The organism is Streptacidiphilus melanogenes (genome assembly GCF_000787835.1).
Classification (GTDB): domain Bacteria; phylum Actinomycetota; class Actinomycetes; order Streptomycetales; family Streptomycetaceae; genus Streptacidiphilus; species Streptacidiphilus melanogenes.
In genome coordinates this window covers 58,131-83,148 of sequence record NZ_BBPP01000039.1, presented here as the reverse complement: position 1 = coordinate 83,148, position 25,018 = coordinate 58,131, and the positions used below count along the sequence as shown (strand labels likewise).

23 protein-coding genes and 1 pseudogene are annotated in these 25,018 nt (G+C 71.5%); 19 read left to right on the top strand and 5 right to left on the bottom strand.

Annotated features, from left to right (window positions below; genetic code table 11):
* Positions 1–89: 89 nt before the first annotated feature.
* Both TR49_RS30880 and TR49_RS30875 read right to left on the bottom strand, forming a co-directional pair.
* On the bottom strand, positions 90–3,392 hold the full coding sequence (locus TR49_RS30880) for a lectin (RefSeq protein ID WP_063770216.1): 3,303 nt from the start codon (positions 3,390–3,392) through the stop codon (positions 90–92).
* A 557-nt stretch (positions 3,393–3,949) separates the two neighbouring features.
* On the bottom strand, positions 3,950–4,462 hold the full coding sequence (locus TR49_RS30875; RefSeq protein ID WP_042387350.1) for an RICIN domain-containing protein: 513 nt from the start codon (positions 4,460–4,462) through the stop codon (positions 3,950–3,952).
* A gap of 525 nt (positions 4,463–4,987) precedes the next feature.
* On the opposite strand from TR49_RS30875, the gene TR49_RS40465 reads away from it, so the two are divergent.
* The 14 genes and pseudogenes from TR49_RS40465 to TR49_RS30805 form a co-directional block, all read left to right on the top strand.
* A complete protein-coding gene (locus TR49_RS40465; RefSeq protein WP_052434779.1) occupies positions 4,988–5,344 on the top strand; it encodes a hypothetical protein in 357 nt (118 codons plus the stop codon).
* A 53-nt stretch (positions 5,345–5,397) separates the two neighbouring features.
* Positions 5,398–5,769, top strand: coding sequence for a hypothetical protein (locus TR49_RS30865; protein WP_052434778.1), 372 nt, complete (start codon positions 5,398–5,400; stop codon positions 5,767–5,769).
* The gene (locus TR49_RS30860; protein WP_052434777.1) at positions 5,766–6,146 is read left to right on the top strand and encodes a hypothetical protein; all 381 of its coding nucleotides are present in this window, start codon (positions 5,766–5,768) and stop codon (positions 6,144–6,146) included. The genes TR49_RS30865 and TR49_RS30860 overlap by 4 nt, the downstream gene beginning before the upstream one ends.
* Before the next feature lie 284 nt (positions 6,147–6,430).
* Positions 6,431–7,072, top strand: coding sequence for a histidine phosphatase family protein (locus TR49_RS30855; protein WP_084725615.1), 642 nt, complete (start codon positions 6,431–6,433; stop codon positions 7,070–7,072).
* A 264-nt stretch (positions 7,073–7,336) separates the two neighbouring features.
* Positions 7,337–7,516, top strand: a complete 180-nt coding sequence (locus TR49_RS43160) for a hypothetical protein (RefSeq protein WP_152627534.1) — start codon at positions 7,337–7,339, stop codon at positions 7,514–7,516.
* A gap of 38 nt (positions 7,517–7,554) precedes the next feature.
* Positions 7,555–8,211 carry a GTP cyclohydrolase II gene (locus TR49_RS30845; RefSeq protein WP_042387347.1) on the top strand — a complete coding sequence of 219 codons (657 nt, stop codon included), beginning with the start codon at positions 7,555–7,557 and terminating at the stop codon, positions 8,209–8,211.
* 11 nt (positions 8,212–8,222) lie between these two features.
* A complete protein-coding gene (locus tag TR49_RS30840; protein ID WP_052434775.1) occupies positions 8,223–8,765 on the top strand; it encodes an NADPH-dependent FMN reductase in 543 nt (180 codons plus the stop codon).
* Between the two features lie 3 nt (positions 8,766–8,768).
* On the top strand, positions 8,769–9,971 hold the full coding sequence (gene ribD / locus TR49_RS30835) for a bifunctional diaminohydroxyphosphoribosylaminopyrimidine deaminase/5-amino-6-(5-phosphoribosylamino)uracil reductase RibD (RefSeq protein WP_063770215.1): 1,203 nt from the start codon (positions 8,769–8,771) through the stop codon (positions 9,969–9,971).
* Positions 9,968–10,870, top strand: coding sequence for an LLM class flavin-dependent oxidoreductase (locus tag TR49_RS30830; protein ID WP_042387345.1), 903 nt, complete (start codon positions 9,968–9,970; stop codon positions 10,868–10,870). The genes ribD and TR49_RS30830 overlap by 4 nt, the downstream gene beginning before the upstream one ends.
* On the top strand, positions 10,867–11,904 hold the full coding sequence (locus tag TR49_RS30825) for a hypothetical protein (RefSeq protein ID WP_042387344.1): 1,038 nt from the start codon (positions 10,867–10,869) through the stop codon (positions 11,902–11,904). Before TR49_RS30830 ends, TR49_RS30825 begins: the two co-directional genes overlap by 4 nt.
* Complete coding sequence (locus TR49_RS30820; RefSeq protein ID WP_052434774.1) at positions 11,901–13,229, top strand: MFS transporter; 1,329 nt, start codon at positions 11,901–11,903, stop codon at positions 13,227–13,229. Before TR49_RS30825 ends, TR49_RS30820 begins: the two co-directional genes overlap by 4 nt.
* A 48-nt stretch (positions 13,230–13,277) precedes the next feature.
* Entirely contained in the window at positions 13,278–14,501 is a 1,224-nt protein-coding gene (locus TR49_RS40460; protein WP_152627533.1) for a glycosyltransferase family 2 protein, read from the top strand.
* Between the two features lie 102 nt (positions 14,502–14,603).
* Positions 14,604–15,587, top strand: a complete 984-nt coding sequence (locus TR49_RS30810) for a helix-turn-helix domain-containing protein (RefSeq protein WP_084725614.1) — start codon at positions 14,604–14,606, stop codon at positions 15,585–15,587.
* A 13-nt stretch (positions 15,588–15,600) separates the two neighbouring features.
* Positions 15,601–15,951: pseudogene (locus TR49_RS30805) on the top strand (HNH endonuclease); the annotation flags it as partial.
* A 57-nt stretch (positions 15,952–16,008) separates the two neighbouring features.
* On the opposite strand, the gene TR49_RS30800 reads toward TR49_RS30805, so the two are convergent.
* Entirely contained in the window at positions 16,009–18,204 is a 2,196-nt protein-coding gene (locus TR49_RS30800) for a DEAD/DEAH box helicase (RefSeq protein ID WP_042387342.1), read from the bottom strand.
* A 195-nt stretch (positions 18,205–18,399) separates the two neighbouring features.
* On the opposite strand from TR49_RS30800, the gene TR49_RS30795 reads away from it, so the two are divergent.
* From TR49_RS30795 to TR49_RS44100, 5 genes are all read left to right on the top strand, one after another.
* Entirely contained in the window at positions 18,400–19,677 is a 1,278-nt protein-coding gene (locus TR49_RS30795) for an FAD-dependent oxidoreductase (protein WP_084725612.1), read from the top strand.
* Between the two features lie 242 nt (positions 19,678–19,919).
* Positions 19,920–20,261 (top strand): metalloregulator ArsR/SmtB family transcription factor, encoded by a 342-nt coding sequence (locus tag TR49_RS30790; RefSeq protein ID WP_042387341.1) that lies wholly within the window; start codon positions 19,920–19,922, stop codon positions 20,259–20,261.
* Complete coding sequence (locus TR49_RS30785; RefSeq protein ID WP_174501623.1) at positions 20,258–20,995, top strand: DUF2071 domain-containing protein; 738 nt, start codon at positions 20,258–20,260, stop codon at positions 20,993–20,995. Before TR49_RS30790 ends, TR49_RS30785 begins: the two co-directional genes overlap by 4 nt.
* Before the next feature lie 107 nt (positions 20,996–21,102).
* Positions 21,103–21,603: a VOC family protein gene (locus TR49_RS30780; protein ID WP_042387340.1), complete on the top strand. Its 501-nt coding sequence runs from the start codon at positions 21,103–21,105 to the stop codon at positions 21,601–21,603.
* Positions 21,604–21,725: 122 nt separating this feature from the next.
* Positions 21,726–21,872: an HAD family hydrolase gene (locus TR49_RS44100; RefSeq protein ID WP_160311659.1), complete on the top strand. Its 147-nt coding sequence runs from the start codon at positions 21,726–21,728 to the stop codon at positions 21,870–21,872.
* Positions 21,873–21,960: 88 nt separating this feature from the next.
* On the opposite strand, the gene TR49_RS30775 is transcribed toward TR49_RS44100, so the two are convergent.
* Entirely contained in the window at positions 21,961–22,689 is a 729-nt protein-coding gene (locus tag TR49_RS30775) for a hypothetical protein (RefSeq protein WP_201776249.1), read from the bottom strand.
* 15 nt (positions 22,690–22,704) lie between these two features.
* Positions 22,705–24,879, bottom strand: a complete 2,175-nt coding sequence (locus tag TR49_RS30770) for a bifunctional lysylphosphatidylglycerol flippase/synthetase MprF (RefSeq protein WP_042387338.1) — start codon at positions 24,877–24,879, stop codon at positions 22,705–22,707.
* Between the last annotated feature and the right edge of the window lie 139 nt (positions 24,880–25,018).

The following is a 25,018-nucleotide window of genomic DNA, read 5'->3' as shown; positions in this document are numbered from 1 at the left end:
CCGAGCCGGCCTGCCTCTCCGGTTGGCCGTCCGTCCGTCGTTGCTTCGAACGGCCAACCGGGTGGTTCACCGGCTGCTGGACCGGCCTATCAGGGCAGTGTCCAGTTCTGGGCTCCGGTCCCGTTGCAGGTGTAGAGCTGGAGTTGGGTGCCAGGTGAGGTGGAGGATCCGGGGTCGTCGAGGCACTTGCCGGACTCGGGGTTGATCAGCGAGCTGTTCGCGCCCGGTTTCCACTGCTGCGCGCCTGTGCCGTTGCACGCGTACCACTGGACAAGGGTGCCGTTGGCGGTACCGCTGGACGCGACGTCGAGGCATCCGCCGACCACCTGGACGGTGCCGTCGGGCTCGACTGTCCACTGCTGGGCAGCGGTCCCGTTGCAGCCCCAGATCTGGATCCGGTTGCCGTTGGACGCGGCGCCGTTGTTGTCGTCGGCGCACAGGTTCGACCCGACGCCGGAGACGATCGCCCCGGTCGGCGCGGCACTCGCGGCGGTGAACCCGATCGCGAAGACGTGCAGACCGCCCTTGGAGGTGTCGGAGGGCAGGCGGACGTCGGTGACCGTCTTGCCCGAGGTCAGGGCCACGGGTGCGGTCGCGAAGACGTAGGTCTTCACAGGATCGGTGGAGGCGCCGGCGTGGTTGCGGTAGGTGGTGGTCACTGCGGTGGTGTTGCCGGAGAGCGGCGTGGCCGAGCCGCCGTTCAGCGTCCAGTCGGAGAAGGAGACGGCCACGGACTGACTGGTGCCGTCGGTGTAGTCGACGGTGGCTGTGCCGTTGGAGGGGCCGTTGTTGGACGAGCCGAGGAAGGAGATCGCGCCTGTGCCCGAGATCGGGACGGTCTGGCCGTTGGCGGTGTAGTTGTCAGGCTGTCCTGCTGCGGTTCCGGGCCAGGTGAAGGTTGTTCCGGCAGCGCTGACCGTGGAGCCCGGGTTGACTCCGGCGGCGGACAGGGCGGCGGCGGAGTAGCTGTAGCCGCTTCCGTCGAAGTCGGCCGACGAGGAGGCGGAGTCCGCCGAGATGCCCGTGTTGCTGTAGCCGGGCGCGCCGGGGTAGGAGGGGGGTGCCGCGGATGCGGCGGATGCCCAGGCGGTGTTCGCCGTGGTGCCCAGGGTGAAGGTCAGCGTGCCACCACTGGTGATGCTGCCGGTGGGTGCGGCTGCGCTGTTCCACGGGGAGCCGTTCCAGCTGGCCGACTGGACGTAAGGGGCGTTGTCGGCGGCGCCCACGCCGTTGAGCGTGAGGGTGTTGCCGCTGGGAAGGGTGACCACCGCCTGGGTGAAGAGCGGGCTGCCGAGCGCCAGGTCGGACGTACCGGGTGTCTCCGGGTACATCCCCAGGGCCGACCACACGTACCAGGAACTCATCTCGCCGAGGTCGTCGTTGCCGGCCAGGCCCGAGGGGCTGTCGGTCCAGATCTGGTCCTGGACCTGCCGCACGACCTGCTCGGTGAGGTAGGGCCGGCCGATGTAGTCGTACTCCCAGGGGATGTCCAGGCTGGGCTCGTTGCCGAGATCGGTGTAGCCGTTCGCGCCGGTCAGTGAGGACAGGTCGGTGGTGAGGTAGGTGGCCATCGCCGAGTTGCCGCCCATCGCGGTCGCCAGCCCGTGCACGTTGAACGGCACCATCGGCGTGTACTGCCAGGCGTCGCCCTCGACGAAGTTGCTGCCCGAGGTCGCGGAGAATCCCCCGGTCCACGAGCCCGACTTGTCACGGGGCTGGACGAATCCCGTTCCGGCGTGGAACAGGTTGCGCCAGTCCTGCGCCCGGTTGGCGAAGGCGGTCTGATCCGTGGTGTCGCCGAGCGCGCCGGCCAGGGCCGAGACGGCGAAGTCCGCGGTGTCGTACTCGAGTGTCGTGGAGGCGGGGCCGTAGAAGTTGCAGCAGCCGTAGCTTCCGTCGCTGGGCAGGTAGCCGAGCTGCTCCAGATAGGTCAGGCCGGGCCGGTTGTTGTTGACGTTCGTCGCCTCCGCGACCATGTCGGTGAGCGCGGTCTGACTGTCGAAGGCGGTCGCCCCGAAGGCGTGGTAGTCGGCGAGGATGGCGTCGGCTGGATCTCCGACCATCACGTAGGTCTCGCCGTTGTTCTCGGACCACTTGGGGAACTGTCCGGTCTGTGTGTAGTCGTCGACCATCGACTGGGCGGTGTCCGAGGCGGCCTGCGGGTCGATCAGGGCCTCGAGTTGGGCCTGCGAACGGTAGACGTCCCAGCCGGAGTAGTTGGCGTAGGCGGCGCCGTGGCCCGAGTCGACGACGTGGGTCTTGGAGTCGAAGCCGTAGTACTGGCCGTTGGTGTCGCTGATGACGTTGGGGTGGAGCAGCGAGTGGTAGAGCGCGGTGTAGAAGACCGTCTGCTGGGCGGTCGTGCCGCCCGCGATGGAGACCCGGCCGAGTAGGGAGTTCCATGCCTGCTGGGCGCTGCTCTCCGTCCCGGCGAAGTTCCACCCGGGGTTCTCGGCCGTGCGGTTGGCCACCGCGTTCGCGGTGGAGACGTAGGAGATGCCCACCTTGGCCTGGACGACCTGCGTGCTGGTGGTGTTGAACGTGACGTAGCCGTCCTTGGCGGCCGTCTGCGGAGTGGCGGTGTCGGCCTTCCTCGGTGGGGCGCCGTGGAGGGTCGGGTGGTTCTGCCGCTCGGGCTGACTCTCGCTGGGGCGGACGCCTGCTGTTGGGGGCTCCGTGGCCTTGACTGCCTGGGTGCCGTTGGAAGTGAACGGCTGGTCGAAGACCATGTCGAAGTAGACCGTGTAGCTGTTGCTCGCGCCGCAGAAGGAACCGCTGGTGACCTGTCCGCTCACTTCGTTGTGGTTCACGACGGTGAACTGGGTGTTGGAGTCACTGTTCTGACTGCCAGCCAGTTTGAAGACGAGATTGGCCTGTGCGGTGGCCGGAAAGGTGAAGCGCGCCATGCCGCTGCGGGTGGTGGCGGTGAGTTCCGTCTTGACGCCGTTGCTCAGGGAGACCGTGTAGGAGCCGGGAGAGGCGGACTCGGCGGTGTGGGAGAACCCGTCCGTGGCACTGGTGTCGACAGAGCCGACGGTCGGCAGGACGGGGATGTCACCGGCGGCGCCGCACCCGGGGCCGGCGATGTGGGTGAGGCTGAACCCGGTGATCGAAGAGTCCTTGTACTCGTAGCCGCCGCCGTCCGGCCGTGACGGGGTGTCAGGACTCCACTGCACCATGCCGAACGGCATGTCGGCCCCGGGGAAGTCGTCGGCGGAGTTCGATGTGCCGATGAACGGGTTGACGAGCGAGGCCGGCGCGGTGACCAGCGCCGGACGGGCGTGCTGCGCCGGCCGCGATTGCGCCGACGCGGGGGCGGCGCCGGTCGCCAGCAGCGCCCCGGCCGCCAGCAGGGATAAGGCGCCCCGACGTCTCCCGCTTGGGTGTCCCATCTCTGGAGCTCCCTTCTGGTATGCCAAGCTCATGACATGGCCTGGAGTCTGACAACGTTGTCATTGACAATGAAGTCGTGGGGGGAGCGTGGCCCTACCCGGTCAAACTGTCAAGGCAGCCAACACAACGAGCCCACGGCAACGCCACCGAGACCTGCGCCCGGGTGGCCGCCGACTCTTGTCCGAATCCTTCTTGCCGGGCACAAAAGCGGCCTCTACCAGGGGCTCAATGCCGCACCTGAAGCCGGGTGGGTCACTTGATAACGTTGTCATACTGGACGTGCTCCCCCGCCACGAAGACCGACAGCGTTTGGTCTGCCGCTCAGGCGTCGTTGCTGCGTGGTGATCCGCTGGTGGCTGGGACAGTCTGCGACGCGAACACCGCGGACGGCGAGGGAGAAGAGCCCGTATCGCTTGGAGCGGTGGGTACCTCGACGCATTCACGGCGGTTGAGAACTCCGCAGGCCCCCGGGCCGTCGCCGATTCGGCGACGGCCCGGGGGCCTGGCAGAGGCTCCGTCGACCGGGGCCGGATCCAGCCGATCGGGGCGGCGGCCGTCAGTGCATCGGGAGCTCGATCAGGTCCTCGTTGTCGACGTCCTGGCAGGTGAACAAGCGCAGCTGGTTGCCTGCAGCGTCGCCGCCCCATCCGTTGACGCAGGTGTGCCAGGCGCTCTTGGGCTGGATCTGAGTGCCGCTGCCGGTGGACACGTAGTTGAACAGACCGTCGGGGGTGGTCTCGCAGTTGTACAGGGCGATGTGGTTGCCGGTGTTGTCGCCGCCCTCCCAGTTGTTCATGCACAGGTTGTAGTTCAGGCCCGAGTGGACCTGGAAGTGGGTCGCGTCAACCCACGTGGTGGTCCACATCTGTGCGTCGGTGCCGTTGCAGGTCCACTGCTGGAGCTGCTGGCCGACGACGGCGTTGGAGTTGGGCACGTCCATGCACAGGTCGTTGTTGAACGCGATCGGGGAAGTCGCGCTGCTGGGCAGGGCGCTGGCCGGGTTCGCTCCGAGGCCGGTGGCCAGCAGGGCAGCACCGGTGAGGACAGCGGTGGCGAGCTTCTTACGCATTGGGTTTCCCCCTGGGTAGTGGTGGTGCGGGAGTGGTGGTGCGGATGCAAACCGCCATTGTCGAAAAAGGACGCCTGCCGGGCAGTTACTGCAGAGCGAGACGGGATTCTGGCCCGGGAGTCGCTCTCGACTGCGATCACGTTTCGACCGTCGGCCCTGCCAAGTATCGGACCGCCGGGCTTTCCACTGCGACAAGACGGCGTCTCAATCTGTCCGTGAGACCAATGAGACCGTTCCTGGACAGATTCCAGCTGAGCGTGGGACGCACCGGGGGCGCCGGTCGAGAAAGCCGCCGCAGGCTCCTGAATGGGGGAAGTGGCCCCCAACCATGCCGATCACGTCTCACTGCTGGTTGTGCTGCTGTCTCAATCGGCAGGTCAGGGGCCTGGGACGGCTCATCTGCAACCGTGATGCGGGTGATCGTCGATCTCGGCGGGATCCGAATGCGAAGCTTTGGAGGCGGCGACCCGAGCGGTGCAGGACACGACCGCCACGTCGCCCCCTCTTTCCTCGGAGGAACACCCTTTGAACATCACGTCCACGATGGCGAAAGCCGCGGCTTTCACAGTCACGGCTGTCGCAGCGACAGTCCTTTCATCCGGTGCAGCATTCGCCGGGACCAACGGGCAGCAGATCCAGTTCCACGACCGCCAGCACCTCGCCAATTCCGTACTGCTCCAGGGCTACAACCAGAACGGGCAGTGGGCGCAGGGCTGCTTCCAGACTCCTTACACCGACACCGACATTTCAGGTTGGTGGTGGAAGGGCGAGGTCGAGGTGACCGCCTTCACCCGCAGCGACTGCACCGGCAACGTCGTCATCGACTTCTACACCGACGTGCCCACCGACTGGTCGAGCGACTACTGGTTCGCCAGCGACTGACGCTCACGCGGCCAGGCTCCATGCACATCCAACTCACCCAGGGGGAACCGCCCATGAAACTCAAGTCCAAAGCCGCGAAGATCACGGCCGTCGCCGCCCTCGGCATCGGCGCGACGATCCTCGGCTCCGGTACCGCGTTCGCCGGCAGCAACGGTCAGCAGATCATGTTCCAGGACGACCTGCACGTGGCCAACAGCATCGAGCTGATCGGCTACAACCAGGCCGGCGTCCAGGTCAGCCACTGCGTCAACACGCCGGGCTACCAGACCTGGGTCGGCGGGTACTGGTGGGGCGGCTGGGTGTCGGTCTACGCCCACGCCGGGAGCAACTGCACCGGGAACCAGACCGACGCCTTCACCGCGTACATCCCGTTCAGTCAGTCCGGCGACTGGACGACCGTCTCCGACACCACGGGGACGTCATGAGCATCAAGAGGAAGTTCGCCAGGGGTGCGGCCGTTGCCGCACTGGGAGTCTCCGCTGTCATCGCCGGTTCCGGTGCCGCGTTCGCCGGCACCAACGGGCAGCAGATCGAGTTCTTCGACAACATCGGCAACACCGGCTCGGTCGCGGTCTACGGCACGAACCAGGCAGGCCAGCCGGCCCGCCACTGCTTCGACACCCCTGTCAGCGACAACCGGTTCGGGGGCTGGTGGTGGGAGGGAAGCGTCACCCTCTACGAGTACTCGGGGCCGTGCTCCGGCGGGTACACCACCGGGAGCCTGGTGGAGACGCAGACCGTGAACGTCCCGCAAGCCCAGTCGGGCTCGGACTGGTGGGCCGTCAACAACTACGCCGACTGAGCCTCCTCACATGACCACCCCAGGCGCCCTCGGCCTTCCGCCGGTCGGGGGCGCCTGGGGCGGGGCCGCGGAAGGCCAGTTGTCTGTTGGATGCACCCCACGCAATCGCGCGGGGTGCATCCCGCGTCTCAGGGCCGAGCGCCGTACCTGCGCCGGGAGCTCCACGTCGGTGATGAACCGCCACCCGCGCGCCCGGCTGGCCGGACCCGGCCGTGCAGGATCAGGACAGCCGCTCGCGCTGCCGGACGAGTCGGCCGGTCCGGGTCCGTCGATAGCCTGACGCGATGAATCAACAGGCACGCTCCGAACTGACAATCCTCTTGCTGCTGCGGCACGGTGAGACCGCGTTGACACCCGAGCGGCGGTTCTCCGGAGTCGGCGGCGCCGACCCCGGGCTGTCCGAGGTGGGCCGGTCGCAGGCGGCCCGTGCGGCCGGGTCGACGCTCCTTGTGGCCGCGGGTGTCGAGGCCGTCGTCTGCTCGCCGCTGCGCCGCTGCCGGCAGACCGCCGCGGTCGTCGCCCGTCGACTCGGCCTCGAGGTGGTGGTCGAAGAGGGGCTCAGGGAGGCGGACTTCGGCGACTGGGACGGGCTGACCTCCGCAGAGGTGCAGGAGCGCTTTCCCGAGGATCTGCGCGCGTGGCGCGCCTCGGCCCGGGTGGCCCCCACGGGGAGCGCGGAGAGCTTCGCCGAGGTGGCCCGGCGCGTGGACGCGTTCAAGGACGTGCTGCTGTCGCGGTACCGGGGACAGCGGGTGCTCGCGGTCACGCACGTCGGGGTGGTCAAGGCACTGGTGCAGCTTGCACTGCGGGCGCCGGCCGAGGCGGTGCACGCCATGGAACTCTCCCCGGCCGCCTTCTCGTGCGTCGCATACGCGGGATCGACGCCGTCCCTGCGCCTCTACAACGACACGGCCCACCTGCGCTGATCTGCGACCTGCGCCGACTCGTACGGCGACGGACCAGTTGGCCGGATGATGCCGTGCACGGTTCGGCCAGCCGCGGTTGTGGCGGCGGCCCGGGCGGTGGGCGAGAGTTGATGCGTCAGCGAACGAGGCTGCTGCAAAGAGCACGGGACAGCAGGCGACACACAGCACGCAGCACGCATGTGAAGCCCACCGGCGGCGCGCCACGAGCCGGGCTGTCCGCATCCGTCAACTCGGCCGGGTCCACCTTCTCACACGGAGTCTGTCATGTCCACGATTCTCCAGCTTGCCCGTACGTCGTCCCTCGTCGTCGCCACGGTGATCACCGCCCTGGTCGTCGTCGGCGCGGGGGTCAGGTCCCCCACAGCCTCCGCAGTCACCGCCCAGTCCGCCAACTCCTGCCCGGCGAGCCTGATGTGGGACGCCGCCACGAACTCCTGCCAGTGACCGCCGACGAGCCCCAACCAACGAGAGGACGAGCACCGATGCAGAACACGACCGCCCAGAAGTCCACCGCGCCGCACACGTCCGCGCGGCTGCGAGCGACGGTCCGCGTCCCGATGCACCTCAACAGCGGCGCCAGCGTGACCGCCGAGCTCCACACCTTCGCCGGACTCAGCGACCCGGGGGAGCACATCGCGCTCACCCTCGGCGAGCGCAACAGAACCTCGGAACAGGTCCCGCTGGTCCGGCTCCACTCGGAGTGCCTGACCGGGGACGTCCTCGGATCCGCGCGCTGCGACTGCGGCCCGCAGCTCCAGGAGGCCACCCGGCAGATCGACGCGGAAGGCGGATGCCTGCTCTACCTGCGCCAGGAGGGACGGGGAATCGGGCTCTACAACAAGCTCGACGCCTACGTCCTGCAGGACCGCGGATTCGACACCTACGCCGCCAACGAGGAACTCAACCTGGATCCGGACGCGCGCAACTACCGCGTCGCCGCCGAGATGCTCACCCTGCTCGGCTTCACCTCGATCCGACTGCTGACCAACAACCCGGAGAAGGCCAAGCAGTTGGCGCAGTACGGGATCGACGTGGTCGCCGTGGTGCCGACCGGGGTCTTCGTCACCGAGGACAACCGCTACTACCTCGAGACCAAGGCTCGGGTCACCCGGCACACCCTGGCGCTCAGCGGAATCTAGGGAGCAGAGACATGAAAGCTGTTGTCCTGACCGGCAGTTCACGGGAGCACTCGTACACGGCCGCGCTCGCGTGGGCGCTCGGGGACGCGCTGAGCTCGGCCGGTGTCGAGCCCCGGATCGTCGGCGCGACGGAGGTCGGCGCCGTGCCGTCCGCGGGCTCCGCCTGGCGGCCCGCGGAGGACCTGCTGGCACTGGTGCGGGAGGCGGACGCGGTCGTCCTCGTCTCCCCGGTCTACCACGGGGGGTACTCCGCCCTGCTCAAGGCCGCGTTGGACGGGCTTCCCGGCGACGCCTTCGTCGACAAGCCCGTCGCCGTCGCGGCCAACGGCAGCGGCCCACGCACCGGCAACGTCGTCTGCGAGCAACTGCGGACCGTGGCCAAGGCGATGGGCGGCTGGGTCGTCCCGACCCAGGCGGCCGGCTGTCCGGAGGACTTCCTGCCCGGCGAGGTCCTGCCGCCGCGGGCGTCGCCCGAACTCGGGGAGCGTTGCCGGGCGATCGCCGCGGAGCTGCAGCGGTTCGCCGCCCTCTTCCGTACCCCGGCGGGGGTGTAGCCGATGCCCGCACGACACACCCGGGCCGAGTACGACGGCATGCTCCGGGCCGTCCGGCTGGCCGGGGAACGCCTCGGACGCACCGGCGCCAACCCGACCGTGGGTTGCGTCCTGCTCGACCGCGACCAGCGGGTCGTCGGCGAGGGATGCCACGAACGCGACGGCGAACCGCACGCGGAGATCATGGCGCTGGCGGCCGCCGGCGGCCGCGTGGAGGGCGGCACCGCGCTCGTCACCCTGGAACCGTGCGACCACACCGGTCGCACCGGTCCCTGCACGGCGGCCCTGCGGGCGGCCGGCGTCACGCGCGTCGTCTACGCCGTCGCCGATCCCTTCCCGGCCGCGGCGGGCGGGGCCGCCACCCTGGCCGCGGCCGGCGTCGGCGTGGTCGGCGGCCTGCTGGCGGCCGAGGCGTTCTGGGCCAACCGGTTCTGGCTGACCAACGTCACCCAGGCACGGCCGTGGGTCACCTGGAAGTTCGGCGCCACCCTCGACGGCCGGATCGCGGCCGCCGACGGCACCTCCCGGTGGATCACCTCCGAGGCCGCCCGGACCGACGCGCACCGCCTGCGCGCACTCCACCAGGCGATCCTGGTCGGGGCCGGCACCGTTCGCGCCGACGACCCGCACCTGGGCGTGCGGCACGGCGTCGACGGCCCCGCGCCCACCAGGATCGTGGTGGCGTCGGGACGTACGTCGATCCCGATCGACGCCCGGGTCTTCGACGGCTCCGCCCGCACCGTCCTGGTGCTCCCCGACACGACCGACGCCGGGGACCTCACCGTCCAGGGCAGGAACGTCACCGTGCCGACCGGCGTCGAGGTGCTCCAGGTCAAGGCGACGCCCGGCGGCACGGTCGCGCCGGACGCACTGCTGTCGGGGTTGTTCGACCTCGGTATCCGCTCGGTCCTGCTGGAGGGCGGCCCCGTGACGGCCTCCCGGTTCCTGGCCGCCGGCCGCGTGGACGAGATCGTCGCCTATCTCGCCCCCACCCTCCTCGGCGCGGGCCCGGCCGCCGTGGCGGATCTCGGAGTCCGCACCCTCTCGGACGCGCCCGGGTGGGCGTTCCGCGCCTGTGCGGTCGTCGGTCCGGACCTGCGGGTCTCCGCAACCCCGCACCCCACCGCCGGTCCCTCCACCGATCAGGCGCATCAGGGCTCCGTGCTTGAGGGCCCCACGCGGGAGACGGGACGGTGGCTGCCATGAGGACCGGACTGCTCCTGCCCCTCTACGACGCCCCGTGGCAGCACGACCTGCACCGGCTGCACCAGGTCGCCGAACTCGGCTTCACCGGCGTGTGGACCCGGGACGTGCCCTTGACCGAGAACGACGGGGTGGACCGGGCCGTCGCGGGCGACCCCGTCGCCGACCTCGCCCATGCGATGGGCACCGGTCTGCCCTTCGAGGAGTTCGGAACGGCGATCCTGTGCGCCGGGTACCGGCACCCGCTGAGCATGGCCCGATCGGTGGTGATGCTGCAGCAGATCTCGGGCAACCGGCTGGTGCTCGGGATCGGCGCCGGGTCCAGGTCCAACGTCAACGCCCTCTACGGGCTCGACCGCGAAGGGCGCCGGGAGAACCTCATCCACACCGTGCGCACCCTGGACGACGTGCTCCGCCGCGGTGGGCGTCTCCTGCCGGACACCGTCCGCTTCGAGACGCCACCCAGGTTCCAGGCGCCGCCCATGCTGCTGGCCAGCGGGGACCCGACGGTCCTGACCGAGCTGGCGCCGCTGTTGGACGGTCACATGGTCCCCGGCGCCTCCCCGGAGGCACTCGACGAGACCGGTCCGACAGGCCCGGCCGGGGCGGCCCGCCTGCCGTCGACGATGCAGCTGAGCCTGGCGGTCAACACCGCGGACCGGAGCATGCCGCTCGGCGTCCGCGACCTGGGCCGGATCTCGGTGGTCGAGGTCGGCGCCCTCGGCGTGGGACCGCTGCTGCGGCGGTACGCGGCCTCCGGACTCGACCGTCTCGTCCTCCATCTGCCCTTCGACGACCTGACCGGCCGCCAGCTCACCTGTCTGGCCGCGCATCTGCGTGAGCTGACTGCGGCGGTCCCGGCGGGCGCCGTCGGGGCGAGGCCGCTGGCGGCGGCGACATGACGCCCGCCATCAGCGCAGCGGTCCTGGGCTCCGGGCCGTCGCCGGGCGAACTGCCGGCCGCCGTGCGTGCGTGGCGCGCCGCGGCCGGCACCGGCTCGACGCACCACCTCGTGGTCCGGGCGCCCGCCGCACCGGTGCACCGCCTCGTCGACGAGCTCCGCCGTGCGGTCTCCCGGCGCCCGGACGCGGCCCTTGCGTTCGGCCCCGAAGGACAGTCGTGGAACGGCAGCGCGCTGCCGTTGGCGGCCCTTCGCGGGTGCGCCTGGGCCGCGGCGGTGCCGGATCGGGCCGTGCCCACGCTCGCTCTCGTGCTGCCCTCGCACCGGGCCGCCGAGTTCGCCGAGTTCGCCGAGGACCACCGCGTCGCCGGCACCTCCTACGGTCAGGCGGTCGCGGCGTTCGCGCGCGAGCACGGCGTGGAGGTGCTGGTCGGGGTTCGTGGTCTGCTCGCGCCCCGGCGTCGCCGGGGCGCGTGCCCACGCGTCGCCGGCACCCTGAGGGACGAGGTGTGCCCGCCACCCGGCGTCCTTCCCCGCCTGCTGCGGGGCCGGGCCCACGTCGCCGTCCGGGACGAACGCGACGCCGTCTGGAGGAAGGTCGCGTGGACCGACCACCTGGTGCGCGTCGGCCGGAACTGGCCGGGCGTGGCCCCTGCGGCCGCGTTCGTGGCCATCGCGGACCGTCCGTCCCCGGCTCCGCGCGAGGCGGTGCTCCCGCTGGCGGAGGTCGTCGGCTACGGCATCGCCCTCGGGGCGCTGCTGGAGCAGGCACCGCCGGAGCGTTCGGCCCGCGGTGTCCGCGGCTGTCTGGTCGAGGCCGTACGGGCGGGCGCCGGACCCGTGTCGCCCGGGCAGTGGCCGGAGACGTGGACGCAGGAGCTGGCCGACGTGCTCTGGCGGGCCGTGGGCATCGGCGCCCGCCTGCGGTCCAACCATGGCGTGTCGGACTGCTCCCTTGAGGAGATACGGCAGTCGCCCGAGGTGTCGGCCCCCGGTCGCAGCGGCGACCCTCACTGGCTGTGGGAGTCCGCATGAGCGGGTCGTGGCTCGGCCTGCCCGACATCCGCGGGCACGGACGGGTCCTGCTCGCCGCGGCCGTCGACGCCTTCGGCATCGGGGTGTTCTATCCCCTGTCCTTCCTCTTCCTCCTGCAGCACACCCGCCTGTCCGCCGCGAGCGTCGGTCTGGCGCTGTCCTTGGGGACGATGCTCGCCCTGCCGGTCGGCCCGCTGCTGGGCGGCCCGGTCGACCGCTTCGGCCCCGTCAGGCTGCTGGCGCTCAGCAACCTGGTCGCCGCGACGGCGTTCATGGTGTTCCTGACCGCGCACTCGTTCGCGCTGATCTGCGTCACCGGGTTCCTGGTGATGCTTGCGGACCGCCTGTACTGGGCCAGTTGGCCGGTCTACGTGGCCGAGGTCGCGCAGGGGACCGAGCTCGACCGGTGGTATGCGCTCCTCGGCATGCTCAAGAACGGAGTGGTCGGCGCCGGCGCCCTGGTCTCCTCCGTGGTCCTCGCGGTCAGCGCGCGGAGCAGCGACGTGCTGCTGATGATCGACGCGGCGACGTCGGTGGTGGCGGGCGGTCTGGTCATGTCCCAGCGTCACCGGGCGACCGGCGACGGGGAGCGCGGCGACCGGGAGCCCGACTCCAGGGAGCACGGCGCCGCCGCCGGGGCACAGGGCGTCCGGGTGCTGCGGGACCGCGGGTTCGTCGTGTTCTGCCTGGCGTTCACCGCGATCTCGTTCGGCTGGGCGATCCCCACCATCGCCCTGCCCGCCTACCTCGTCCAGGTGGTGGGCCTGCCGCACTGGCTGCTCAGCGCCGCGTTCGGGGCCAACTGCGTCCTGGTGTTCACCTGCCAGGGCCTGGTGACCCGAGCCCTGTCCGGGGCGCGCCGGACCAGGCTGCTGGCGGCCGGGGCGGGGCTGTTCACCGTCTCGGCGACCCTGATGGTCGCGGCGGCCGAGGTGTCCCGCACCGCCGGGATCGTGGTGGCCTGCGGCTCGGTGCTCTCGGTGACGGCCGCGGAGCTGGTGTGCGCGCCCGCCGTCAACGCCGTGGTGGCCGCCAGCGCGCCACGGGGCTCAGTGGGCCGCTACAACGCGGTCTTCCAGCTGACCTGGACCACCTCGACCGCCGTCGCGCCGGCCCTGTTCGGGGCGCTGTGCCAGCGGGGCGCCGCCGCCCTGTGGGTGGCGGTGGCCGCGCTCATGGCGCTCGGCGCCGTGGGCGCCCTGCGCAGTGAACGCCTGCTGCCGTCGGCGGCCGTCAGGTCGACGAACTCGGCGAACTCGACGAACTCGGCGGAGCCCTCGGGCGAACCGCATTCCGACACGACGTCACCGGCGACGAGCCGGTGAGGACGGGAGACCATCATGACGTCGCTCCGGACGGACGACCCTCGCCGCGTGGCAGTGCTGATCGCCGACGCCCTGGTGATCCACGCGGATCTGGGCGCACGCCACGCCAATCCCTACTACTGGTACCGGCTGCAGCCGGTGACCGAGTCCATCGCCCGCCTCGCCGCCGACGAGTACGCCGCGCCCTGGGCGCCCGCGGCGCGTCGGTTGCTGCAGGCGCCGACGGTCCCGGAACACCACCGCCGTCTGGTCGACGTCCTCACCACCATGGTCGCCCGCTTCCCGGCGCGGATGGGCGAGCTCGCCGACCTGGCATGGCAGGCGACGCACCAGGGGCGCCTGGGCCACCACCTGGGCGCCGACGTCGCCGCAGGCTCGCGCGGCACGCTGCCCCCGGGGACGAGGATCCCGGCGAGGCGGCGCGACGCCGCCGCGGGTCCGACCGCGCAGGTGGTAATCCCGTTCCGGGACCGCGGGGACGCAGGACACCGGCTCCGCAACCTGCTGAGCTGCCTGAACAGCCTGCGCGACCAGGACCCGGTCGACGGCGGGTTCACGGTGACCGTGGTGGAGGCCGACGACTCCCCCCGTTGGCGGGCGGAGATCGAGCCCCTGGCGGACGAGTACCTGTTCGTCCGGCATTCCGGCCCGTTCAACAAGGCGTGGGTGGTCAACGTCGGGGTCGTCCAGTCGGCCTCGCGCGCGGGCACGCTGTGCGTCTTCGACGCGGACCTGCTGCCCGACCGGGGCTTCGTCGCCCGGAACGTCGACCGCTTCCGGCGCCAGGCGGGCGCGGGTGCGGTGCTCCCCTACCGCGACATGCTCTATCTGGACGAGGAGTCGAGCGAGCTCGCCATCGGGACCCGGTGCCTCGACGACGCGCCGGCCCTGGATCCCCGGGCACTGCGCGGCTTCTGGGTACGCCGGCCGGTGGGAGGCTGCGTCTGGCTCCGGCGGGACGTGTTCGATCGCATCCGCGGCATGGACGAGCGGTACGAGGGCTGGGGCGGGGAGGACGTGGACCTCGTCCTGCGGCTCCAGTCGTCGACGGCGCTCTACACCTTCGACGACTTCATGGTCCATCTCCACCACCCGGTGGTCCTGCGACGGCCGGACGAGACGGCGCAGAACGACGAGATCCCGTACATGACCTGGAATCCGACCGAGCCGATCGGACAGGCGGACCGCTACGCCACCCCGGTGGCGACCGCCACGGGACCGGGTACCGAGGGGCCCGGAAAGTCTTTGACAGGGGATCGCATGATGGTCTAGACCTATACCTCGACGTTTTGGTCGTTCGGAACACGGGGGCGTGCATGCAGGCGACGGTCGAACGTGCCCATTTCAGACCCCGCCCCTCCGCCGAGTCCTGACGTGCAGACCGTGCTGCGGGCGTTCGGGCTGACCGGGACGGCAGAACGGGTGTACCTGGCGCTGCTGCGCGGTCCCGCCCTCGCGAGGAACAACGTGGCCGCCGAACTCGGCCTGTCGGAGATCGAGGTGGCGACCGCCTACGACGAGCTCGCACGGCTCTCCCTGCTGAGGTCGTCGTGGGAGGACCCGCTCCTGCTGCGGCCTGTCATCCCGGAACTGGGGCTCAAGGCGCTGCTGGCCAGGAAGCAGGCCGAGCTCGAGGCGCACCGCCACGAACTCGAGCAGTGCCAGGCCGCGTTCGAGGTCGTCCTCGCCGAGAGGGCGTCCACGCGCCGGTACACGCAGGCGGAGGACCTCGTCGGCGTCGACGCCATCCGGGACCGCCTGGCCGAGCTCGGGGCGCGGACCAGGTCCCAGGTCCTCGCCTTCATCCCGGGCGGGGGTCAGAGCGAGGCGGCCCGCGAGGCCAGCCGTCCACTCGACGAGGAGCTGTTGGGGCGTGGCGTCGACGTGCGCACGACGTTCCTCGACTCGGTGCGCAACCACCGGCCGACCACGGAGTACGCCCGTTGGCTGACCGAGCGCGGCGGCCAGGTCCGCACGGTGCCGGAGCTGCCCATGCGCCTCATCATCGTGGATCGGGAGGTCGCGCTGCTGCCACTGGATCCTGACCGCCCCGACGCCGCGACGGTGGTGCAGGGCAAGGGCGTCGTAGCGGCGATGTGCAAGCTGTTCGACCTGGTGTGGGCGGGCGCGGCCCCGCTGGGCGACTCGCGGAGCCGCGACGTCAGCGGTATGTCCAGTCAGCACCTCGCACTGGTCCGGCTCCTCGAACAGGGCGAGACCGACCTGGTGGCCGCTCGCAAGCTCGGTGTGTCCGAGCGCACGGTCCGCCGACTGATCTCGGAGCTGATGGACCTCCTCGGCGCACGCAGCCGCTTCCAGGCCGGCGCCCGCGCCGTGGACGGCGGCTGGCTGCGCTGACGACTCCCCCCTCTGCGGCTACGACGGCCGCAGAGGCGCCGTGCCCGTCGGCCTGGAAGCAGCCCATGTGCGCTGGTGGGCCTTTGACGGGCCCGACGAGGTCGAGAACGGGCTGTGCCTGTGCTCACTGCACCACAAGCTCTTCGACATGGGGGTCCTCGGCCTCGTCGACGACGACACCGTCATGGTCTCCCAGCGATTCGTCGCCGGGAGACCCACCGGACGCCAGGTGATCGCCTTGGCCGGTCAGCCGCTGTTCGGCCCGCAGGCCGGCGTGCAACGCGTGCACCTCCGACACCGCGCCTGGCACGCCCGGCAGGTGTTCCACGGCGTTCCCCGTCCGCGGGTGCCCGCCGAACGTTGACCTGCCCCCAGGAGCATGATCGCGCGGCGCCTCCGGTGCCTGCCCCGTTCCGTTCTCTCAGGGGCTGACGGACTGCGCCGCCAGCCGTTGCTGTTCCTCCTCGATGATCTGCCGGGCCAGGCCGGCGTCGGCGATGTCGACTGCCTCCGGGGCGAGTTCGGCGGCGTCGCTGCGACGGGCGTAGGCGTCGAACAGGCGCTCCTTGCGGCCGAGGAGGGTCAGCAGGCGCTGGTCGACGCTGTCCGGTGTGAGCAGGCGGTGGACGCGGACGCGGCGGGTCTGGCCCATGCGGTGCGCGCGGGCGATCGCCTGCTGCTCGAGTGCGGGCTTGACCTGCGGCTCGCACAGGATGACCACGCTCGCGGCCTGAAGGTTCAGGCCGACACCGCCGGCCTGGATCTGGGACAGCAGCACGGCCGAACCGGAGTGGGCGGTGAGGGCGTCCACGGTCTCCTGTCGTGCCGCGGCGCCGGTGCCTCCCGTCAGCGGTCCGAACAGCGCAGGGCCGGCGCCGCGATCAGCGGCCAGACGGCGTTCGACGGCCCGCAGGACGTCCCGGTAGAAGGAGAACACCAGGATCTTCTCTCCGGCCGCCGAGGCCTCGCGCACCAGCTCGCTCAGGCGGTCGAGCTTCGCCGACCGGTCCGGCGCGGCGTAAGCGGCGCGCCGCATGGCCTGGAAGTTCCCCGCGAGCACCGCGTCCCGGTAGGCGGCGGCGTCGGTCAGGCTGAACTCGGCCCACTCGTCGGTGTGCACCACTTCGGGCAGTTCGGTCAGCACGTCCCGCTGGTTGCGGCGCAGATAGGCGGGCGCGACCGCGCGCCGGAAGGCTGCCGCGCCCGCCACCTGGTCGCTGTCGCTGAGCTGCGCGGCAAGGCGCGGTTGGAGGTAGCCGACCAGGTTGCGGAACTCCCCGAGACGGTTCTCCATCACTGTGCCGGTGAGGAACAGCGCCCGGTCGCTGCGGTCGACCAGGGCCGCCACGTGCCGGGCGCGTTGGGCCTCCGGGTTCTTCACGTAGTGCGCCTCGTCGACCACCGTCATCGCCAACGGAGCAACGTCGGCCTGTTCCGCTCGTGGCATCCGGTCGAGGTGCCGCAGGCCCTCGAACGTGGTCACCGCGACCCCGCCCCGCTCGCGCCATGCCCGGTGGGCCGGATCGCGGTCCGGACCGTGGAGGCGGAACGCGGCCAGGGTCGAACGCGCCTCGATCTCCCTCAGCCAGTTGACCAGCACACTCGCCGGGCAGACCACCAGGAAGTGCCGCTCCCCCCGGGACGACAGGTGGGACAGTGCCGCGATCGCCTGGATCGTCTTGCCCAGGCCCATCTCGTCCCCGAGCACGACCTTGCGCCGCGCCAACGCGTAGCGCGCGCCGAAGGCCTGATAGCCGCGCAGGGAGACCTTCAGTCCGGTCACGTCCAACTCCTGTGCGCGGACCTGCTCGGCCAGCTCGTCGGGCAGGTGGCCCTCTGCAGCGGCGGCGTCGAGCGGGCCGGTCTCCGCGAGCCGCCCCAGCACGGTGTAGAACTCCACCGGCCTGGTGACGAACTCCCACCAGGCCTCGTCCACCGATGCGGGACGGCGCAGCAGGTCGGTCACCGCCTGTGTGAGAGCCTCCTCGGCTCCGTCGCTCCGAGCGGCGGTGAGGACCGTCTTCAGGGTGCTGAGTGCGTCCCGCGCGGTGGCGCGGCGCTGCGGGCTGGTGAACCACCACGCGGCACGGGACCGCGCGGCAGCCGCTGCCTGCAACAACGGTTCCACCGTGTGCGCCAGCCCCGCGGCTCCTTCGCAGGCGGGTGGAAGCGCGGGCCCGGACTGGACGAACGGATACAGAGCGGCGATCAGTTCGGTTGCCGGTTCGGTCCGGCGGTCCGGGTCCACCCGGACGGCGGTGGCTTCGAGCGCGGCGCGGGCCAGGGCCTGCGCCGCAGCCTTGGCCTGGGACGCTGTGGCCCGCCCGATTCCCGGCACGCGCAGCAGGTCGTACACCTCGGCGCGGTGGACCGCTCCCACCGTCCGGAAACCGGCCGACTCCAGCGTGCCGACCCGCAGACGCCCCTCGGTCACCTCGTTCAGTCGCGCGACCGGAATCTCTTCGAGCGCGCCTGCCACCTCCTGCTCCCGCAGCAGTCCGGCGCACGCCCGGACACGGTCCACGGCGACGTGGTACTCGCCGAGTGTCCGGCGTGCTGCTTGGAGCAGCCGCGTCCCGCGCCCGAACACGGCTCTGCGCTCCTGGCCCTGCCCCACCTCAGCCTCCCTCACCGGCCGGGTCGTGGAACCGGACCGGTCGTCATCCTGCCATTCGTCACCGACGTGAACGCTGCAGCCGGAGGGCCGGACGCATGACCACACCCGGCCCAGCGGCCGCCGCTCACGCCCCACACGTCGAAACCGGCACCAGTGCAGTGCCTCGGTCGGATCGGTCGCCCTATCCTCGACACCATGGGCGAGCCGGGGGAACGAGCCGTGCTGCACGGACTACGGGTGGCCGTCGCGGGGGCCGGGCTGGGTGGATTGTGCCTGGCGCAGGGCCTGCTGCGAGCCGGGTGCGACGTCCACGTCTTCGAACGCGACCCGGGCCCGGACGTCCGACGGCAGGGGTACCGGCTCCATCTCGACGCCCGCGCCGGGCTGGCGCTGGAGCGCTGCCTGCCACCGGCGCTCTTCTCGCTGTTCCAGGCCACATGCGCGACGCCGAGCCGCCGCTTCACCGTGCTGAGCGAGCGGCTGCGGGTGTTGCACGAGACGGCCGGCGACCAGGGGGCCGACGCGTACGCCGCCGCGACTCTCGCGACCTCGGTCAACCGCAGGACGCTGCGCGAGATCCTCGCAGGCGGTCTGGACGGGCGTGTCCACTACGGCCGCGCGGTCGCCGGGTTCAGCCAGGATCCGGGTGCCGACTCCGACGCGGGAGCCGTACGGGTGCACCTCGCCGACGGCGGCGAGGAGGAGGCGGATCTGCTGGTCGGCGCCGACGGCGTCCACTCCGCCGTACGACGGCACATGCTGCCCAACGCCGAGGTGGTGGACACAGGCGGTCGTTGCCTCTACGGCCGGACGCCGCTCACCGACGCCGTGTCAGCCCTGCTGCCACCCGCGCTTCTGGAGGGCTTCACGGCCGTCGTCGGCGGTCAGGTGGGCATGGCGACCGGCTTGGTCCGTCTGCGCGAGCGCCCGGAGTCGGCGGCCGGACGGATCGCGCCGTGGGTACAGCTCACGCCGGCCGACGACTACCTGATGTGGGCGGTCACCGCGAAGGCCCGAGAGCTGGGCGTCGACGACGCACGCCTCGCCGACGCGTCGGCTGACCCGACCGAGCTGCACCGGCTGGCCCGCCGGGCGATCCGGAGCTGGCACCCGGACCTGCGCGGGCTGGTGGACCTGGCCGAGGCCGAGCAGACCTTCCTGGTTCGCGTGCGCAGCGCGGTGCCGGTGGCCGCGTGGGCGCCGAGCCGGGTGACCGTCCTCGGGGACGCGATCCACGCCATGAGCCCGGCGCGCGGCTCGGGCGCGAACACTGCGCTGCAGGACGCGGGCGTGCTGGTGCGCGCCCTCATCGAGACACCGGACGACGTGGTCGGTGCCGTGGGACGCTACGAGGAGGAGATGCGCACCTACGGCTTCGCCGCCGTCGAGGCCTCGCGGAAGGCGGGCGAGGAGACCGGCGCACGGGGCGCCGGCCGGCTCGCGTTCTGGCTCTACCGCCGCTTCGCCCGGTAGCCCGCCCACGAGCCGCCGGGCGGGCCGGAGCCGAAGCGGTACGCGAACCAGGTCGACCAGCGTGCCGGACACTCGGTGATGACGCAGCCGGTGAGAATCTCGTGGCGGCAGGTCGCTTGCGGACACGCCGCGGACGGCGCTGCGCCCGAGTCGGCGGGCTGCCCCGAGGCGATCGGTGGCGGCTGCCGACGGAGGCCCGTGACCCCTTGTCGGCTATTTAGCAATTGTGCTAAATACGTGGCATGACAGAGGCTCAGGACGAGGCGGGAGCCTTCCGTGCGCTCGCCGATCCGACGAGGCGACAGATCCTCGAGGACCTTGGAGACGGCGAGCTCGCGGCCGGCGAGATCGCGGCCAGGTTCGCGATCAGCGCGCCTTCGATCTCACGGCATCTCGGCGTACTCAAGGCAGCCGGACTGGTCACCGAGCGACGAGAGGGCAATCGGATCCTCTACGCCCGGGCCGGGGACCGCCTGGCGACCTGCATCGGTCGGTTTCTGAGCGCCGTCTGCCCGGAGCAGATCGTGCTTCGTCACACCAGCTGGCGCCCCGGTGACCCCGGCGCGCCGAGGGAGGGCTCGTGAGGCAACCGCGCCTGTCCAGCGTCGTCGAGCGAAGGCTGCTGGTGAACTACCGCGTCGCGGCGGAAGCCGCGGCGCGCCTGCTCCCCGGGCCGCTGCGCCCGCAACTCGTCCACGGCTACGCGGTCGCGGGGATCTGCCTGCTGCGCCTGGGAAAGGTCCGGCCCGCCTGGACGCCGATGGGGTTCGGACTGCGGAGCGAGAACGCGGCTCATCGGATCGCCGTCGAGTGGGACGGGCCGACGGGCGTCGAGACCGGCGTGTACATCCCACAGCGGGACACCGCCTCGCGGCTCAACGTCTGGGCCGGAGGGCGCCTCTTCCCCGGCGAACACGGCCGAGCCGACTTCCAGGTGCACGAGACGCCGGACCGGATGCGCGTCGCACTGACGACACGGGACGGCGACACGCGAGTCGACGTCACCGTCGAGCTCTCCGACGAGCTGCGGGGCAGCGAGCTGTTCGCCGATCTCGCCGAGGCGTCCCGTTTCTTCCGGAGCGGAGCGAAGGGCTTCTCGGCGACCGGCTCCGGCGATCACCTGGACGGCATGGAACTGCGGACCGACGCCTGGCACGTGGACGCCGCTCGGGTTCGCTCCGCCGCGTCCTCCTTCTTCGACGACCCGGACCGCTTCCCGCCGGGGACCGCGACCCTGGACTGCGCTCTGGTCATGCGCGACGTCCCCGCCTGCTGGTGGCCCCTCCCGGCCATGACCGGCGCAGGCGCATCGGCTTGATGTGACCGCGCTGCATCCGCACCCCACCCGCCATTTGTTCAAATTCGAATGAGTGGCTATCGTCGGAAGGGTTCAGTTCAGGGTTGAACGTTGCTAGGAGAGCACCCATGCCGGTACGCCGTCTCAACCACGCCGTTCTCTACATCCGCGACGTCGCCACTTCGGTCTCGTTCTACACCGAGGTGCTCGGCTTCAAGGTCGATGTCGAGATCCCCGGTCGGGCCGCCTTCCTCAGCGCCCAGGAATCCCTGAACGACCACGATCTCGGCCTGTTCGCGATCGGGGCCGACGCGCCGGGCCCGCAGCAGGGGCGGGTCGGCCTCTATCACCTGGCCTGGGAGGTCGGCACGCTGGGCGAGCTCGCCGAGATCGGCCGGGCGCTCAGCGAGCGCGGAGCGCTCGTCGGCGCCACCGACCACCACAAGTCCAAGTCCTTCTACGCCAAGGACCCGGACGGCAACGAGTTCGAGGTGATGTGGCGGGTGCCGCGCGAGGACTGGCCGGCGGCCGACGACACGTCGAAGATGCGGGCCCTCGACCTGGAGGCCGACATCGCCCGCTGGGGCGCCGACCTGGCGACCGGCGCGGCCGCCGGCTCCACCACCTGAGGACCGCCGTCGCCGCTACGACACCGCCGCACCGCGCCTCGGCGACCTCGCCGGCTTGGCCGACCTCGGGTTCCCGCCCGGCGAAGCCGTCATGGTCGGAGACACCACCCGCGACCCTGCACATGGCCGGCAACGCCGGTATGCGCTCCGTCGCCGTCACCTACGGCACCCACACAGCGTCCGAACCGAACACCGCCCGGCCGACCTGGACCGTCCCGGCCTTCCCCGCCGTGGTCGAGCGGATCCTTCGGACTCGACAGCCGCACTGACCGGGACCTCCGCTCGTGGAGCTCCGAACGTCGGCCGAGTGCGGGTGGCGTGTCTGTCGTCACGACAGGATGCGTCCGGCGGTGGTGGTCAGTGGCTGGATGCGCCGCCGATCCAGTCCTTGAGCGCGTCCATCCGGGTCCGGCGTTCCGCCGGGTAGCGGTTCCGGGCGCGCTCGGCCTTGCGGGAGCCGGGCTGGTAGCGCCAACGCGCCCACGGGGACGTCGGTTTGGCCAGCCGTGCGAACGCCACGGCGGCCACCGTGGGGACCAGCAGCCCGATCACGCCCAGAGCGGTCTTGCCCTTGAGGATCGCGCCGACGCAGAGCAGCAGGTTGAACACCAGAACGGCGGCGAAGACCACGCGGTCGGCGCTGGTCCGGCCGGAGTTGGCGAACGGGTTGAACCCGGCGACCAGCAGCAGGCCGACGCCCACCGCCAGGAAGACCGCGTCCAGCGATTTGCGGCCCTCTCTGGACCAGTAGACGTCCTCCAGGTGCAGCCAGAGCGCGAACTCGTCCAGGGCCAGCGCCGCGCCGCCGCCGAAGAGCGCCGCGAGGAGCTGCGCTCCCGGGGTGCCGGGCCGGTAGGCGAACTCGATCGCCCCGGCCACCAGCATCCCGAGGATCCCGTAGACCTCGTGGTGCAGGTGCATGCCGCCGACCTCGACGTCGCGGAACGGCCCCCGGCCGCTGCGGATCATCCGGGTGATCAGGCGGGTGCCCAGGAAGGTCAGCACGAACGCGCCGAGCATCCAGAGGCCGAGCCCGTGGTTGGGCGGCACGATGATGACGTAGACGCCGACGGCCTGCCAGTTCATCGTGCCCCCGCCGGGTCAGCCCCGCCGTGCCGTCGCCGTGACCAGGTCGCGCACCGAGGCGTCGGGCAGGTAGCAGCGCAGCAGCGCGACGCCGATCCTGGGCAGGTCCGCCTCGTCGCGGTAGAGCAGGTACATCGGTTCGTACCGCGGCTGGAACTTGGCCTTGAAGGCGTGCAGCGAACGGAAGCCGTAGTACGGCTCCATGGCGCTCCCCAGCCGGTCCAGGATCCGCTGCAGGCCGGTCGGTGTGCCGGCGGCCGGGTTGCGTGCGAGCGGGGCCCCGGAGAGGGAGAGGAACTGCGCGCTGTGCTCGCGCAGTTCCAGGCAGCTGGAAGCGATCATGAACTCGACCACGGGCCGGAAGCCGTCGTGCCGCCGCCGCATCATGTCCAGCGTCCATCCGGAAGGCGGCCGGCCGTTCCTCGCGCCCGGGGCCTCCCCCGCACCGTCTCCTCCCGCTCCTCCCTCGTACACCGGCATCCAGGAGGTCACGCCCTGGAGACGGCCGTCGCCGGACAGCGCCAGGCCCACCCGCATCCTGGGATCCAGCGCCTCCTCGACCCCGCCGAGGGTGAAGCCCATCTCCGGCAGACCGCTGTCCCCGACCCACTCCTCGGAGATCTGCCAGACCTGGGTGAGCAGCGCCCGGGGCTGCTCCGCCAACGGCCCCATCCGGTACTCCACGCCCTCCTTCTTGGCCCGGTTCAGCGCGGTGCGCACGTCCTGCCAGGCCTTGCCACGGAACTCCAGGTCCGGCAGGTCCACGATCGTGTCCTCCGCCACCTGCACCGAGCGCCAGCCCAGTTGGTGCTCGGTGATCCCGGCGGCCGCGGCGGTGGCCGAGAAGAGGCACGGCACCCGCCCCGCGCGGTCGCACATGTCGGCGAACTGCCGGATCGTCTCGGCCCGGCCGTCGGGCGCGCCGACCGGGTCGCCCAGCGCCACGGCGACCCCGGCGTGCTCCCGGTAGGCGAGATAGCCGTCCTGCGACGCGGCGAAGAAGTAGGTGTTGTCCGGCCAGGTCGTCATCCAGGAGAGGTTTCCGCCGCCTTCTCGCAGCAGCAGGTCGGCCGCCCGCTGCTGGGTGTCCTGCGCCGGGCCGGCTCCGTTGGGCGAGCCGCGCCACCGGGCGAGGAGCGGACGCGGGCGGCGCGCCCGGAAGGCGTCCCGCCCGGCGAGCAGGACCAGGAGCTCCGCGGACCACACGACGGCGGTGGGGACGAACACCGCCGCGCCCTGGACGGTGACCTGCTGGTCGAGGATCTTGCCGACGGCGAAGACGACGGCCACCACCAGACCGAGCAGGGCGTAGAGCGCCGCCACCACGACCGTCCACCACCAGGCGACCCGGCTGCCCCGGCGCAGCCCGTCGGCCAGCAGGACGAGCAGGGCCACCAGGATCAGCACCTGCCAGCCCGAGCCGCTGAGCCCGTAGGTCGAGCCCATCGGCCCGCGGCTCGGGGCGAGCCAGACCACCACGGATATCGCGGCCAGCACGACCAGTCCGGCGACCGCGAGCAGCCGCCACTGTCTGCGGCTCAACCGCCCCGAGGCGGCGGCCGCGCCCGGCACCGTCACCCAGCGGGTGACCGCCAGCCCGCCGCCCACGGCCAGCAGGTGTTCGAGGTCGCTGAGGGTGCCGACGAACAGCACCGAGACGCCGACGTAGACCAGCAGGCCCAGGCGCAGCCACTGGCGCCACGGCGAGAACAGGGTGGCGGAGGCCACCGCCCCGGCGCAGAGCGCACCGGCCGAGAACCCGACGTCCACGCTTCGCGCCAGCTCCTGGGCCCAGGCCCACCCGGTGGTCCGGAGCACGGCCAGCACCGCGGACGTCAGCAGGACCGTCCCGATCTGGCCCGTCACCGTCACGGTGGCGGCCCACCTGGTCCCGAGCCGCAACTCGGCGAACCCCACGAGCAGGACGAAGCCGAGGATGATCGGGAGGTAGTCCAGCGGGGTCGCGCCGAGCATCGAGCCCGTGATCGGGGTCCACCACCGCCCAGCCTGCAGAGACGGCAGGCCGAAGGCCACGTCCGGGTACCACGAGCGGTCCTGCAGCGCGTTCCACAGACCACCGGTGGCGAGTCCGACGACCAGGATGGTCGAAGCGGTGGCCAGGGTGAAAGGGAACCTCAGCACCAGAGCCGCGACCTTCGGCAGCCCCTGTGGTCGCTCCTGAGCGGGCATCGCTCACCTCCGCGACGGCCTGACGCGGCAGTCACCCGAGGCGCACCCGGGCTGACCGCCATCGGCACCTTTGCCCAGGTTAGCGAGTCCGGGGCCGACCGGCCGCTCGGCCGCTCGGCCCCGGGCCGACCCATCGGAC

Bases quoted from the DNA above. Each gene is read 5' to 3' on its own strand.
- TR49_RS30880 (WP_063770216.1), bottom strand. From the start codon at position 3,392: ATGGGACACCCAAGCGGGAGACGTCGGGGCGCCTTATCCCTGCTGGCG.
- TR49_RS30875 (WP_042387350.1), bottom strand. From the start codon at position 4,462: ATGCGTAAGAAGCTCGCCACCGCTGTCCTCACCGGTGCTGCCCTGCTG.
- TR49_RS30865 (WP_052434778.1), top strand. From the start codon at position 5,398: ATGAAACTCAAGTCCAAAGCCGCGAAGATCACGGCCGTCGCCGCCCTC.
- TR49_RS30860 (WP_052434777.1), top strand. From the start codon at position 5,766: ATGAGCATCAAGAGGAAGTTCGCCAGGGGTGCGGCCGTTGCCGCACTG.
- TR49_RS30855 (WP_084725615.1), top strand. From the start codon at position 6,431: ATGAATCAACAGGCACGCTCCGAACTGACAATCCTCTTGCTGCTGCGG.
- TR49_RS43160 (WP_152627534.1), top strand. From the start codon at position 7,337: ATGTCCACGATTCTCCAGCTTGCCCGTACGTCGTCCCTCGTCGTCGCC.
- TR49_RS30845 (WP_042387347.1), top strand. From the start codon at position 7,555: ATGCAGAACACGACCGCCCAGAAGTCCACCGCGCCGCACACGTCCGCG.
- TR49_RS30840 (WP_052434775.1), top strand. From the start codon at position 8,223: ATGAAAGCTGTTGTCCTGACCGGCAGTTCACGGGAGCACTCGTACACG.
- ribD (WP_063770215.1), top strand. From the start codon at position 8,769: ATGCCCGCACGACACACCCGGGCCGAGTACGACGGCATGCTCCGGGCC.
- TR49_RS30830 (WP_042387345.1), top strand. From the start codon at position 9,968: ATGAGGACCGGACTGCTCCTGCCCCTCTACGACGCCCCGTGGCAGCAC.
- TR49_RS30825 (WP_042387344.1), top strand. From the start codon at position 10,867: ATGACGCCCGCCATCAGCGCAGCGGTCCTGGGCTCCGGGCCGTCGCCG.
- TR49_RS30820 (WP_052434774.1), top strand. From the start codon at position 11,901: ATGAGCGGGTCGTGGCTCGGCCTGCCCGACATCCGCGGGCACGGACGG.
- TR49_RS30795 (WP_084725612.1), top strand. From the start codon at position 18,400: ATGGGCGAGCCGGGGGAACGAGCCGTGCTGCACGGACTACGGGTGGCC.
- TR49_RS30790 (WP_042387341.1), top strand. From the start codon at position 19,920: ATGACAGAGGCTCAGGACGAGGCGGGAGCCTTCCGTGCGCTCGCCGAT.
- TR49_RS30780 (WP_042387340.1), top strand. From the start codon at position 21,103: ATGCCGGTACGCCGTCTCAACCACGCCGTTCTCTACATCCGCGACGTC.
- TR49_RS44100 (WP_160311659.1), top strand. From the start codon at position 21,726: ATGGCCGGCAACGCCGGTATGCGCTCCGTCGCCGTCACCTACGGCACC.
- TR49_RS30775 (WP_201776249.1), bottom strand. From the start codon at position 22,689: ATGAACTGGCAGGCCGTCGGCGTCTACGTCATCATCGTGCCGCCCAAC.
- TR49_RS30770 (WP_042387338.1), bottom strand. From the start codon at position 24,879: ATGCCCGCTCAGGAGCGACCACAGGGGCTGCCGAAGGTCGCGGCTCTG.